The following is a 12,942-nucleotide window of genomic DNA, read 5'->3' as shown; positions in this document are numbered from 1 at the left end:
GAGCAAATTGCTAGTTATTGCTTAAACAGAAGTACAACGGCTTCCGTTGCAATGCCTTCTTTGCGTCCAGTAAAACCGAGACGTTCTGTCGTCGTCGCTTTTACGTTAATGTTACTAATGTCGGTTTCTAGGTCTTCGGCTATCGCCGCACACATTGCGTCAATGTGTGGTGCCATTTTAGGCGCTTGTGCCATGATGGTTACATCAGCATTGCCAAGGCGGTAGCCTTGCTCTTTGACTCGACGGTAAACGTCTTTCAGTAATTCACGACTGTTTGCGCCTTTCCATTTATCATCCGTATCTGGGAAATGACGACCAATATCGCCGGCAGCAATCGCGCCCAGCAGAGCATCCGTTAACGCATGCAACGCTACATCGCCATCTGAGTGTGCAATCAAACCTTGCTCATAAGGGATTGCTACACCACCAATAATGACTGGGCCTTCACCACCGAATTTATGTACATCGAAACCATGACCAATTCGAATCATTTTCTATCCTTTCTTTATTCGCCGCGCTCACGGCTTAGATAAAACTCGGCTAACGCAAGATCTTCTGGCTGAGTGATTTTTATATTGTTCGCATTCCCTTGAACTAAGGCTGGCTTCTCGCCTAACCATTCCAAAGCCGAGGCTTCATCGGTAATGGTTACACCCTGTTCTAATGCGTCAGCCAGTGCTTGAGTAAGCTGCTGAGTTTTAAACATTTGTGGAGTAAGTGCATGCCACAATGCTTCTCTATCTACCGTATGATCGATATCTTGTACTGCGTTTGCTCGCTTCATTGTATCTCTCACAGGAGATGCGAGAATGCCACCCGTTGAGTGGGCGCAGCAAACATCAATCAAACGGTCAATGTCGGATGTTAATACACATGGCCTCGCAGCGTCGTGGACTAATACCCACTCGCTTTCCAGATGCTCATTGACATAGTTTAGCCCTGATAACACAGAGTCTGCTCTTTCTTTACCACCAGCTACACGAATCACATCTGGGTGCTTAGCAATGGACAATTCTGGGTAATATGGGTCGCCGTCAGTAATGGCAACGACAACCTTAGAAATATTTGGGTGGGAAAGCAGTTTCTCTACGGTATGTTCCAGTACCGCTTTACCTTCGATCAATAAATATTGCTTAGGGCGATCTGCCTTCATTCTGCTACCCACACCCGCAGCTGGCACAATTGCGATATGCGATGAGTTCATATCCAACATTTTAATGGTTTTCCTCACCTATAATGCGGTAAAAAGTCTCGCCATCTTTAACTAAACCGAGCTCATGACGCGCACGTTCTTCAATCGCATCAAGACCTTGCCTTAAGTCATCAATCTCAGCGAACATTTCATTGTTGCGAGCTTGTAGCTTGCTGTTCACTTGTTGCTGAACTTCAATTTCATCTTTTACTGTGTAGTAGTCAGACACTCCGTTTTTACCAAACCATAGAGTGTATTGAAGCAAGCCAAACAGTAGCGTAAGGGCTATAACAAAGATTCGCATATCGCTGCTAACATTCTGTACCGGAAGGAATTAGATAAGGTGACATATATAGCATAAATGCGAGGTTGCCTCTAGGGGAGAAAGGGAGACTCGCACGCTCCTTACAAGAAATAAGCAGCAAAATGAAACAAGCTCATAGGAAGCGCTCCTTACCCATGACCAAAGTAAGAGCCAAAAATACAAACCTATAAATACAAAAAACCGCCGTAGCGATGGTTTCAAAAAGCTATTTAGCGAAACTTTACTCAATAAGAATTAAGCTTGATCTTTAACTTCTTTGAGACCGCTTACTTGAAACATGGAGGAGTGCGCTTCCGTTATATAAAAAAACACCCCGCCAAGGCAGGGTGTTTTGAAAGCTTTAAGTTAAGCTGCTAATTCAGTGAAGAATTAAGCTTGACCTTTAACTTCTTTAAGACCGTTGAAAGGAGCGCGCTCACCTAGAGCTTCCTCGATACGGATTAGCTGGTTGTACTTAGCAACACGGTCAGAACGGCTCATAGAACCAGTTTTGATTTGACCTGCTGCTGTACCTACCGCTAGGTCAGCGATAGTTGCATCTTCAGTTTCGCCAGAACGGTGAGAGATTACTGCTGTGTAACCTGCGTCTTTAGCCATCTTGATTGCAGCTAGAGTCTCAGTTAGAGAACCGATTTGGTTGAACTTGATAAGGATAGAGTTAGCTACGCCTTTCTCGATACCTTCAGCAAGGATCTTAGTGTTAGTAACGAATAGATCGTCACCTACTAGTTGAAGCTTGTCACCTAGTAGTTCAGTTTGGTGCTTGAAGCCATCCCAGTCAGACTCGTCTAGACCGTCTTCGATAGAAACGATTGGGAATTGGTTAGCTAGCTCAGCTAGGTAGTGGTTGAACTCTTCAGAAGTGAAAGTTTTACCTTCGCCTTTCATGTTGTAGATGCCAGCTTCTTTGTCGAAGAACTCAGATGCAGCACAGTCCATAGCTAGAGTAACGTCTTTACCTAGTTCGTAACCAGCAGCTGCAACAGCTTCTGCGATAACTTCTAGAGCTTCAGCGTTAGATTTAAGGTTAGGAGCGAAACCACCTTCATCACCAACTGCAGTGCTGTAGCCTTTAGACTTAAGAACTTTAGCTAGGTTGTGGAATACTTCTGCACCGATACGTAGACCTTCTTTAAGAGTCTTAGCGCCAACTGGTTGGATCATGAACTCTTGGATGTCAACGTTGTTGTCTGCGTGCTCACCACCGTTGATGATGTTCATCATTGGTAGAGGCATAGAGAACTGACCTGCAGTGCCGTTTAGCTCAGCGATGTGCTCGTATAGAGGCATGCCTTTCGCAGCAGCAGCAGCTTTAGCGTTTGCTAGAGAAACAGCTAGGATAGCGTTAGCACCGAATTTAGATTTGTTTTCAGTGCCGTCTAGTTCGATCATTACTGCGTCGATTGCAGCTTGGTCTTTAGCGTCTTTGCCAACTAGAGCTTCAGCGATTGGGCCGTTTACAGCTTCAACTGCTTTAAGAACACCTTTACCTAGGAAACGTGCTTTGTCACCGTCACGTAGCTCAAGAGCTTCGCGAGAACCAGTAGATGCGCCAGATGGAGCTGCCGCCATACCTACGAAACCGCCTTCTAGGTGTACTTCAGCTTCTACAGTTGGGTTACCACGTGAGTCGATGATTTCACGACCTAGAACTTTAACGATCTTAGACATTAATGTTTCCTCTCGTTTCAAATATAAATGTCAATCTTAAAGGGCAGCAGCACAACCTTCGCCGCCGCCCGTATCCTTTTACTTCTCGAATTCGCCGCGTGCGTTTTGGCCCGCAGCCTTAACAAAACCTGCAAACAATGGATGTCCATCGCGAGGAGTCGAGGTGAATTCTGGGTGGAACTGAGCCGCTACAAACCATGGGTGAGCTGGGTTCTCAATCATTTCCACTAACTTCTTGTCCGCAGATAGACCTGATACTTTTAGGCCTGCTTTTTCGATTTGCGGACGAAGCACGTTATTCACTTCGTAACGGTGACGGTGACGTTCATGGATCGTCGCGCTACCGTACAGTTCACGAGCTTTAGTCCCTTTCTCTAGGTGACATAGCTGTGAACCAAGACGCATCGTACCGCCTAGGTCAGACTTTTCAGTACGCTCTTCTACGCTACCTGATTCGTCTACCCACTCTGTGATCAAACCTACCACAGGGTACTTCGTCTCTTTGTTAAATTCTGTTGAATGTGCACCTTCCATACCCGCAACGTTACGCGCGTATTCGATTAGTGCAACTTGCATACCCAAACAAATACCTAGGTAAGGCACGTTATTTTCACGTGCATATTGAGCCGCACGGATCTTGCCTTCAATACCACGATCGCCGAAGCCACCTGGTACTAGGATTGCGTCCAAACCTTCTAGAAGTTCAACGCCTTTTGTTTCGATATCTTGTGAGTCTACATACTTAATTGTGACGCTTAGGCGGTTTTTCAAGCCAGCGTGTTTAAGCGCTTCGTTCACAGATTTGTATGCATCTGGTAATTCAATGTATTTACCAACCATACCGATGGTTACTTCACCAGTAGGATTTGCTTCTTCGTAGATAACCTGTTCCCATTCAGAAAGGTCTGCTTCAGGAGCAGTAATACCAAAGCGAGCACACACAAGGTCATCTAGACCTTGAGATTTAATCAACTGAGGGATCTTGTAGATAGAGTCTACATCCTTCATTGAAATTACTGCTTTTTCTGGAACATTACAGAACAGTGCGATTTTTTTACGCTCATTCGCAGGAATAACGCGATCGCTACGGCAAACTAGGATGTCTGGCTGAATACCGATAGATAGAAGTTCTTTTACAGAGTGTTGCGTCGGCTTAGTTTTCACTTCGCCCGCTGCCGCTAGGTAAGGAACAAGTGTTAGGTGCATGAACATTGCGCGCTCACGGCCTAGCTCAACAGCTAGCTGACGAATCGCTTCTATAAATGGTAGTGATTCGATATCACCAACAGTACCGCCAACTTCAACGATAGCCACATCATGGCCTTCAGAACCTGCAATAACGCGATCTTTGATTGCGTTAGTGATATGAGGGATAACTTGAATAGTTGCGCCTAGGTAGTCACCACGACGTTCTTTACGAAGTACGTCGGCATAAACACGACCTGCAGTGAAGTTGTTACGCTTGGTCATCTTGGTACGGATGAAACGCTCGTAGTGACCAAGGTCAAGGTCAGTCTCTGCGCCATCTTCTGTAACGAACACTTCACCGTGCTGAGTAGGGCTCATTGTGCCCGGGTCAACGTTGATGTAAGGGTCAAGCTTCATCATAGTCACTTTAAGACCACGAGCTTCTAGAATAGCCGCAAGAGATGCTGCTGCAATACCTTTACCTAGAGAGGATACAACCCCGCCAGTAACAAAAATGTAATTTGTCGTCATGTTTAACCTGAAATTGGTTGAATGAGGGAAATGGAGTGCTTCTGGACGGGAGATAAATATACCAGAAGCTCCTTACCGCCACAACGTGAAATCTATCACACCGTAATTTTTTATTTTTTGCTTCAAATCAAAGTGAGCAAAGACAACCCAAAGTCCGTTTCGTGTAACCAAACAAGCTGACCTTATATTATGTATTCTGCCAGTTTACCTCTGCCTCGATTCTTCTTGTTTTACTTCATCCCAAAAATGGTCAAGTTCTGATAAAGAACAATCTGTAAGTACTTTGCCTGACTGCTGGACCTTGCCTTCAACTTGTTTAAAACGTCGCGCAAACTTTACGTTTGCTTTTCCTAGCGCGACTTCTGGGTTTTTATCAAGGTGGCGAGCCAAATTGACAGTCGCAAATAGCAAATCACCGAGCTCCAACTCAACTTTCTCTTCATCGGGCTGAACTTGCAGTGCCTCTTCCATGACTTCGTCAATTTCTTCTCGTACTTTATCGACAACCGGGCCAAGTGAATCCCAATCAAACCCAAATTTTGCACATTTTTTCTGAATTTTTGTAGCACGAGAAAGTGCCGGTAAAGAGTTTGGTATTGAGTCTAGGATACTTTCTTCCGCTTTGCCTACTAGGGCTTTTTCTTTTGCTTTTTCCGCTTCCCAGTTCGCGTTAATTTCCTCGTCAGATTCAAACTCAACATCTGAAAAAACATGCGGGTGGCGACGAGTCAGTTTTTCGTTCACGGTTTCGACGACATCCGAAAAGTCGAACAGCTCTTGCTCTTTCGCTAGCTGACTGTAAAAAATCACCTGAAACAACAAATCCCCTAGCTCTTCTTTTAGATTGGGCCAATCTCGATTTTGAATCGCGTCCACCACCTCGTAGGTTTCTTCTATTGTATGCGGAACGATGGTGTCAAAGGTTTGTTTTAAGTCCCAAGGGCAACCGTTTTCGGGGTCACGCAGCTTCGCCATGATTTGTTCTAACTGTTCAATTGGATGACTCATTTTTTGTTCCTTTAAACCTTTCTATTAAAGAAAAAGGTGAGCAGCCAAAACCACTCACCTTCTACATTATATTTTCTCAGCAGCTTTCACTAAGTAATTGTTACTTTGACAAGGCAACAAGTTTTCGCGACTCCTGAGCATAGCTCGCCTATGTGATGCCCCTGAGCCGGCACGTCGGAATAAGTGCAGCTAACGCAGAGAAAAAGCCAAATATGACGCAAGTGTAACTCTGTAAATAGTCGAAGTTGTAGCTAGGCGACAAACAAACGAGACTCCATCACATGGTTCACCATGTGATGGAGCAAGTGCGTGCAGTCAACAACGCTACAACGATAACTATGACGAGAGTTTTAGCCGAGGCGTTTCACCGTCATGACATCCTTGATCTGTTCCACACGCTTCGAAACCCGCGAAAGCACCTCAATATTGGTGACTTCTAGGTCAAAGTCCATGATGGCAAGTTGACGTCTGTAGTCGACTCGGTTCTTCATACTGGTCACTTTGATCTTTTCGTTGGCGAACAGTGTCGTAATGTCTTTGAGTAGACCACCTCGCTCCATAGCTTCAACACGCACGGTGAGGATGTATGACCCCACAAAGCCGCTGCCCCAGACTGTATCGATGATGCGCTCTGGCGCATGATGGCGCAGTTCTTCTAGCTGTTCACAGTCACTACGGTGTACTGAAATCCCACGACCTTGCGTTATGTAACCAGAGATATCGTCACCTGGAATTGGCTGACAGCAACGTGCTAGATGTGTCATTAGGTTATCGACGCCTTCTACTACAACTGCGTCTTTTTTCGGTCGGCTTTGCGCGGGTGATTTATGCTCAGCTTCTTGCAGTTTTTCCAGTGCTTGCTGGTCTTCTTCCTCTGCCGTTGGCTTGTTAACTAACGCGTTGATATGATTAATGATTTGGTTGATGCGCAAATCACCGCTACCTACACCAACATACAATTCATCTGGTGTTTTGACGTTAAACCGCTTGAGGGCGTAATGCTCTGCATCTTTTAACGTTGCGCCAATTTTGGCTAACTCATGCTCAAGGATTTCACGACCTGCTTCGAGGTTCTTCTCACGGCTTTGTTTTCGGAACCAGGCGTTAATTTTGGCACGCGCACGACCAGAATGAACGAAGCCTAATGATGGGTTTAACCAGTCACGTGATGGGTTAGGTTCTTTCTGAGTGATAATCTCGACTTGGTCACCCATATGTAATTTATGCGTGAACGGCACAATACGACCTCCGACTTTGGCACCGATACAACGGTGTCCCACTTCGGAGTGAATGTGATAGGCAAAATCTAGCGGCGTTGCCCCCATTGGCAAATCGACAACATCACCACGTGGTGTAAAGGCATAAACACGGTCATCAAAGACTTGGCTACGCAGCTCATCGAGCATTTCGCCAGAGTCAGACATTTCTTCTTGCCAATCCAATAGCTTACGCAGCCACGTGATCTTCTCATCATAACCGCTTCGGCTGCTTGCCCCTTCTTTATATTTCCAGTGCGCTGCAACCCCCAGTTCCGACTCTTCATGCATTTGCTTGGTACGAATCTGGATCTCGATGGTTTTGCCTTCTGGCCCTAGAATTACTGTATGGATCGATTGATAACCGTTTGGTTTAGGGTTAGCAACGTAGTCATCAAACTCGCTCGGTAGGTGCTTGTATTTGGTGTGAACTACGCCTAAAGCCGCGTAACAATCTTGCAGTTTGTCTGCGATGATACGCACTGCTCGCACATCAAACAGCTCATCAAAGGCCAAACTCTTTTTCTGCATTTTTCGCCAAATGCTGTAGATATGCTTAGGTCGACCACTCACTTCGGCATTGATGCCCGACACTTCCATTTCGTGCGTGAGGTCTTCAACAAAGTCTTTGATGTACTGTTCACGAACGATGCGTCGCTCAGAAAGCTGTTTGGCAATTTGTTTGTAAGTTTCCGGTTGTTGGTAGCGGAAAGCGTAATCTTCAATTTCCCATTTCAGCTGACCGATGCCTAATCGGTTTGCTAGCGGCGCATAGATGTTGGCACACTCTTTTGCCGCCGCACGTCGAACTTCATCTGGCGCTTTTTTAACTTCAATAAGGTTACAAATTCGTTCCGCGAGCTTGATAACTACGCAGCGGAAGTCATCCACCATGGCAAGCAGCATACGGCGTACGTTATCTACCTGAGATGACGCTGCACTGCCTTCCATGTTGACGTTGAGTTGGCCAATAGCAGCCATTTCTTCAACGCCGTCGATTAATTTTATGATTTCTTTGCTGTATTTCTCTTCCAGAATTTCTCTGTTAAAAGCACCACTTGAAACCAAAGGAAACAGTTGAGCAGCCACTAAAGTAGCTTGATCCATAGACAAGGTGATCAAAATTTCGATCATTTCTCGTCCACGCCACAACAACAGCTCCGCTTGCTCGTTATCAGCTAATACCGTCTGGCAATCTCGATATACTTCGATTAAGCGTGAGGCTGTGTTTTTCTCTTGTCCTAGGCTAGCCACCCAGTTTTCGAGTTCAAACTGTTCATCTTGGTTTAAATGCGCGCTTCTTACCGCAACCATCTCATCATCCTAATTATTATATTCGTGTGGTTTGACTAACACCGTCCAGGTTAGTTCTTTTTACCGCGCGTACACGCTGGCTTTATGACCACCCACCACAAATAAGGGGTCAAAGTCCTAAAGTTAGGACTTTTCAAACAATGCCATCGATTCTAGATGACTGGTATGAGGGAACATGTCCAGCATACCTAATTTCGTTAATTTATAGCCTTGCTCTATCAAGCTTTGACTATCCCTAGCAAGGGTAGCAGGATTACAAGAAACATAAACTACACGCTGTGCGCCAAGCTCAGAAACTTGATCGATGATCCCACTCGCTCCCGCGCGTGCCGGGTCTAATAATACTTTATCAAACCGCTCTGCGGCCCAGGCTTGGCCTTCAAAATCTTGCTCAAGGTTAGCGTGATAAAATTGCGCGTTATTGATTTGGTTCAAAGATGCATTGTTTGTGGCTTTTTCTACCATCTCTGCAACACCCTCTACTCCAACCACGTACTTAGCTAATTTCGCAACTGGTAAACTAAAGTTGCCTAAACCACAGAACAAATCTAACACTCGGTCACTCTTTTGTGGGTCTAACCACTCAACCGCTTGTTTGACCATTTGTTGGTTTACACCTTGGTTTACTTGAATAAAGTTATTTGGTGCAAAAGGGATTTTCACTCCAACTTCTTGATAAAAAGGCATATCGCCTTCGATAAGGTCTAATTGTTCTGTCGATGGCATTAAGTACAACGATGCGCCATGACGTTTTGCCAACTCCGTTAGAGATTGAGTTTCACTCGTTGTCAGAGCGCTCAAGTGGCGCAGCGTAATACACGGTCCATTATCACCAAGTACCAGCTCTACATGACCCAATTGTTCAGGCTTTTTGAACGCTTTTAGGGCTGAGTAAATCTCTGGCAGCAAAACATTCAGTTCCGGTGCTAGCACTGGGCAATCAGTCACTTGCGCAATTTGCTTACTCTGCTTTTTACGGAAACCAAAATGTAGCTGACGTGTTTTTTTATCAACAAACAAGCTCACTCTCGCACGGCGACGGTAGGCCTGCGAATCTCCCAATAACGGGGCATCTAGTTCAATGTCACTGCCTGAAAATTTTCGCATTAGCTGACGCAACGTTTGCTGTTTGTACGTCAATTGTTGGTCATAATCTAGATGCTGCAAATCACAGCCACCGCACTCATGATAATGTGGGCAAAATGGCTCCACACGAGCTTCACTCGGCTTAAGGATTTTAATCAACTTACCGCGAGCGTATTTGCTCTTTTCTTCCACCAATTGAGTGACCACCTCCTCACCCGGCAGTGCTCCATCAATAAACAATGGCTTCTTTTTGAGGTAAGCAATGCCTGCGCCGTGGTGATCTAAACGCTCTACTTGCACTGCTTGGTGCCGAGTATTGAGTTGGGTTTTCTTTTTCGGTTGAAAGATGCGTGCCATGCTCTATGCCTGATTTATGTGTAATTGCTCTTCGGCTTCACTATTCTTGATTGCAGCCGTTGTGTGATTCGAGTGACTTGATTATGCTTACCGTTTATTCGGTGACGTCACTTCTTTGCTCAAGGCTTTATCGTGCGCTTGAGAAATAATGCGTTATTTTCCCATATCCAGACTCCGATGTAATTAGATAACATGACCAGATATGGCTTACGAGCACGTGTAATTACACTAACTCTCGCTCCCACTCTCATTATTGGTTTATTACTGAGCGGCTTTTTCTCATTTAACCGCTACCAAGACCTTGAGAAACAAGTTATCACCACTGGTAACAGCATTATTGAGCCGCTGGCGATTGCCAGTGAAACTCATCTACTATCAGAAAGCCGAGAGGCGGTACGTCGCTTGATAAGCTACGCGCACCGCAAAAACTCCAAACTGGTTCGTAGTATCGCGGTATTTGATGAACATCATGAGCTCTTTGTGACCTCTAACTTTCATCCTAATTTTGAAGCCTTGATGTTTCCCAAAGATAAACCGATCCCGCAACTGGGTAACTCGGAAATCTACGAAAACTCACTGATATTGCGTGTCCCCATTTTGTCAGAAGGTCACTACTTAGCGGAGTTGTCGAACGAAAGCCAAGGCACAAAAGCGATTGGTTACATCGCCGTCGAGTTAGATCTCTCCTCCTTGAGGCTGCAACAGTATCAAGAAGTCTTCTCTGCTTTTTTAGTTCTGGTTCTCGGTCTTGGCTTAGCAAGTGTGTTTGCTTCACGTCTAATGCACGATGTGACCCAACCTATCACCCACATGAAGAATGTCGTTGACCGAATTCGCCGTGGTCATCTGGATGTGCGTATCGAAGGCAAAATGCACGGTGAGTTAGACCAGCTAAAAAATGGCATCAACGCCATGGCGGTATCGTTATCAGAATATCACGTGGAGATGCAGCACAGTATAGACCAAGCCACATCCGACTTACGTGAAACGCTTGAGCAGCTAGAAATTCAGAACGTTGAGCTGGATATCGCGAAGAAACGCGCGCAAGAAGCGGCCAGGGTTAAGTCAGAGTTCTTGGCGAACATGTCGCACGAGCTGCGTACTCCGCTCAATGGGGTGATTGGCTTTACTCGTCAAATGCTTAAAACGCAGCTTTCTAACAGCCAAACGGATTACCTACAGACGATTGAGAAATCGGCGAACAACTTGCTGAATATCATCAATGACATTCTCGACTTCTCGAAACTTGAAGCGGGTAAGTTGGCGCTGGAAAACATTCCTTTTGATTTCCGAGAAAGTTTAGAAGAGGTAATTAACCTACAAGCCACAAGTGCACATGAGAAAGGGTTAGAAATCACCCTAAAAGTGGACCCTAAAATTCCACCAGGTTTAGTTGGGGATCCACTACGTATCCAGCAAATTTTGACGAACTTAGTCGGTAACTCAATCAAGTTTACCGAGCGAGGCAACATTGATGTTAGCGTAGAAATGCGCTCTCAATCAGGAGACTCCGTCGAACTGCAATTCATGGTGCGTGATACCGGTATTGGTATCTCTGAGCGTCAGCAAGCGCAGTTGTTCCAAGCCTTTAGCCAAGCGGATGCCAGTATTTCACGTCGTTACGGTGGTACTGGCCTTGGTCTGGTCATCACTCAGAAACTGGTGAGCCAGATGGGCGGCGAAATCAGTTTAACCAGCCGTCTACACCAAGGTTCAACCTTCTGGTTTACGGTGCGCTTGCACTCAACCGAGATGCCAATGAGCGAACTGATTGAAGTGGAACTTCTGACTGGGAAGCAGTTACTACTGATTGAACCAAACATGCAAGCCGCATCCGTAACCCAACAGATTCTAAGTCAGGAGGGTATTTTAGTAACCTACCGCTCTTCGCTACCAAACAACGAAGAACAATATGATTATGTATTGTTGAATTTAGCGGCCAACCAGACTCACGATGCGGAAGTTATTACACCTTGGATAGAACAAGCGAAACGCATGGCTCCGAGTGTTCTCCTAGGGACACCGAGTACCGAATTGGCGCTTGCGGACCAAATAATGACAGAGCATCACGTCCAGTGTCTGACGAAGCCATTGTCTCGCCGTAAGTTGCTACAAAGCCTGATTAGCGAACATGTAGAATCGCCACCGGTATTAAGCGCTCCAATTACGCCAAGCGAAGGGGACCGTTTACCTCTCACTGTACTAGCAGTGGATGACAACCCTGCAAACTTGAAGCTGATCTCAGCACTGCTCCGCGAACGAGTAGAAACCGTCACCGCCTGTAGCAATGGCCAGCAAGCGGTGAACCTGGCGACAGAGAAAAAGTACGATTTAATCTTCATGGATATTCAAATGCCACAAATGGATGGGGTGACCGCTTGTAAGCACATTAAAGAGTTGGAGCTAAATAAAGACACGCCAGTAATTGCGGTAACGGCGCATGCCATGGCAGGGGAACGAGACCGCTTGCTCTCGGCAGGAATGGATGACTACTTGACCAAACCTATTGAAGAGCATGTGCTACAACAGGTTTTGGTTCACTGGAACCCAAATGCTTGTACGGAGAGCATTGGCAAAGTCGCCCCTTCATACGTTGATGAACCTGAAGGAAGCGCACCACAATCCGTTTCTTCGCCTCAGCAGGATGTGATTATTGATTGGCAAGCAGCCTTGAAACAGAGCGCGAATAAAGAGGATCTCGCCAAAGATATGCTGCGCATGTTGATTGAGTTCATCCCTGAAGTAGAAGCAGTTGTTGACCAAGCTCTGGAGCAAGAAGATATCTCTCGTGACGACCTAATTCATGTCATCCATAAGCTGCACGGCAGTAGTTCATATTGTGGCGTTCCAAGGCTGAAATCACTCTGTGCGACGCTTGAGCAAGCACTGCGCTCAGGGATCAGTCTTGAGGAAGTTGAGCCTGAAATGTTCGAGCTGCAAGATGAAATGATTAAAGTAACAACAACCGCAAAGTTATACCTTGAACAGTGATCTATTGAAGAGAAACAAAAGCC

Annotated in this window: 9 protein-coding genes; 1 reads left to right on the top strand and 8 read right to left on the bottom strand. The window is 45.7% G+C overall.

The annotated features are described in order from the left end of the window. Positions 1–14: 14 nt before the first annotated feature. From ispF to rlmD, 8 genes are all read right to left on the bottom strand, one after another. Positions 15–491, bottom strand: coding sequence for a 2-C-methyl-D-erythritol 2,4-cyclodiphosphate synthase (ispF, locus tag J4N43_RS02670; protein ID WP_005380896.1), 477 nt, complete (start codon positions 489–491; stop codon positions 15–17). A 14-nt stretch (positions 492–505) separates the two neighbouring features. Beyond that, the gene (gene ispD / locus J4N43_RS02665) at positions 506–1,213 is read right to left on the bottom strand and encodes a 2-C-methyl-D-erythritol 4-phosphate cytidylyltransferase (protein WP_017821625.1); all 708 of its coding nucleotides are present in this window, start codon (positions 1,211–1,213) and stop codon (positions 506–508) included. Position 1,214: 1 nt separating this feature from the next. Next, the gene (gene ftsB, locus J4N43_RS02660; RefSeq protein ID WP_005380907.1) at positions 1,215–1,496 is read right to left on the bottom strand and encodes a cell division protein FtsB; all 282 of its coding nucleotides are present in this window, start codon (positions 1,494–1,496) and stop codon (positions 1,215–1,217) included. A gap of 390 nt (positions 1,497–1,886) precedes the next feature. Continuing rightward, the gene (gene eno, locus J4N43_RS02655; protein WP_005383785.1) at positions 1,887–3,188 is read right to left on the bottom strand and encodes a phosphopyruvate hydratase; all 1,302 of its coding nucleotides are present in this window, start codon (positions 3,186–3,188) and stop codon (positions 1,887–1,889) included. 78 nt (positions 3,189–3,266) lie between these two features. Further along, a complete protein-coding gene (gene pyrG, locus J4N43_RS02650) occupies positions 3,267–4,907 on the bottom strand; it encodes a CTP synthase (RefSeq protein WP_053350721.1) in 1,641 nt (546 codons plus the stop codon). 204 nt (positions 4,908–5,111) lie between these two features. Then, on the bottom strand, positions 5,112–5,915 hold the full coding sequence (gene mazG, locus J4N43_RS02645; RefSeq protein ID WP_005383780.1) for a nucleoside triphosphate pyrophosphohydrolase: 804 nt from the start codon (positions 5,913–5,915) through the stop codon (positions 5,112–5,114). A 350-nt stretch (positions 5,916–6,265) separates the two neighbouring features. After that, positions 6,266–8,485 carry a GTP diphosphokinase gene (gene relA, locus J4N43_RS02640; protein WP_005380915.1) on the bottom strand — a complete coding sequence of 740 codons (2,220 nt, stop codon included), beginning with the start codon at positions 8,483–8,485 and terminating at the stop codon, positions 6,266–6,268. 123 nt (positions 8,486–8,608) lie between these two features. Next, on the bottom strand, positions 8,609–9,928 hold the full coding sequence (gene rlmD / locus J4N43_RS02635; RefSeq protein ID WP_053350722.1) for a 23S rRNA (uracil(1939)-C(5))-methyltransferase RlmD: 1,320 nt from the start codon (positions 9,926–9,928) through the stop codon (positions 8,609–8,611). 192 nt (positions 9,929–10,120) lie between these two features. Here rlmD and barA point away from each other — a divergent pair, with 192 nt between their 5' ends. After that, positions 10,121–12,919, top strand: a complete 2,799-nt coding sequence (gene barA / locus J4N43_RS02630) for a two-component sensor histidine kinase BarA (protein WP_033907441.1) — start codon at positions 10,121–10,123, stop codon at positions 12,917–12,919. The last annotated feature ends 23 nt before the right edge of the window (positions 12,920–12,942 follow it).

It is taken from the genome of Vibrio sp. SCSIO 43009, assembly GCF_023716525.1.
Taxonomy (GTDB): domain Bacteria; phylum Pseudomonadota; class Gammaproteobacteria; order Enterobacterales; family Vibrionaceae; genus Vibrio; species Vibrio alginolyticus.
Note: the sequence above shows the minus strand (reverse complement) of the source record. Positions and strands in the feature narration are given on the sequence as shown.

Excerpts from the sequence above, each read along its gene's own strand:
- relA (WP_005380915.1), bottom strand. The coding sequence starts at position 8,485 with ATGGTTGCGGTAAGAAGCGCGCATTTAAACCAAGATGAACAGTTTGAA.
- ftsB (WP_005380907.1), bottom strand. The coding sequence starts at position 1,496 with ATGCGAATCTTTGTTATAGCCCTTACGCTACTGTTTGGCTTGCTTCAA.
- rlmD (WP_053350722.1), bottom strand. The coding sequence starts at position 9,928 with ATGGCACGCATCTTTCAACCGAAAAAGAAAACCCAACTCAATACTCGG.
- ispF (WP_005380896.1), bottom strand. The coding sequence starts at position 491 with ATGATTCGAATTGGTCATGGTTTCGATGTACATAAATTCGGTGGTGAA.
- barA (WP_033907441.1), top strand. The coding sequence starts at position 10,121 with ATGACCAGATATGGCTTACGAGCACGTGTAATTACACTAACTCTCGCT.
- pyrG (WP_053350721.1), bottom strand. The coding sequence starts at position 4,907 with ATGACGACAAATTACATTTTTGTTACTGGCGGGGTTGTATCCTCTCTA.
- mazG (WP_005383780.1), bottom strand. The coding sequence starts at position 5,915 with ATGAGTCATCCAATTGAACAGTTAGAACAAATCATGGCGAAGCTGCGT.
- ispD (WP_017821625.1), bottom strand. The coding sequence starts at position 1,213 with ATGTTGGATATGAACTCATCGCATATCGCAATTGTGCCAGCTGCGGGT.
- eno (WP_005383785.1), bottom strand. The coding sequence starts at position 3,188 with ATGTCTAAGATCGTTAAAGTTCTAGGTCGTGAAATCATCGACTCACGT.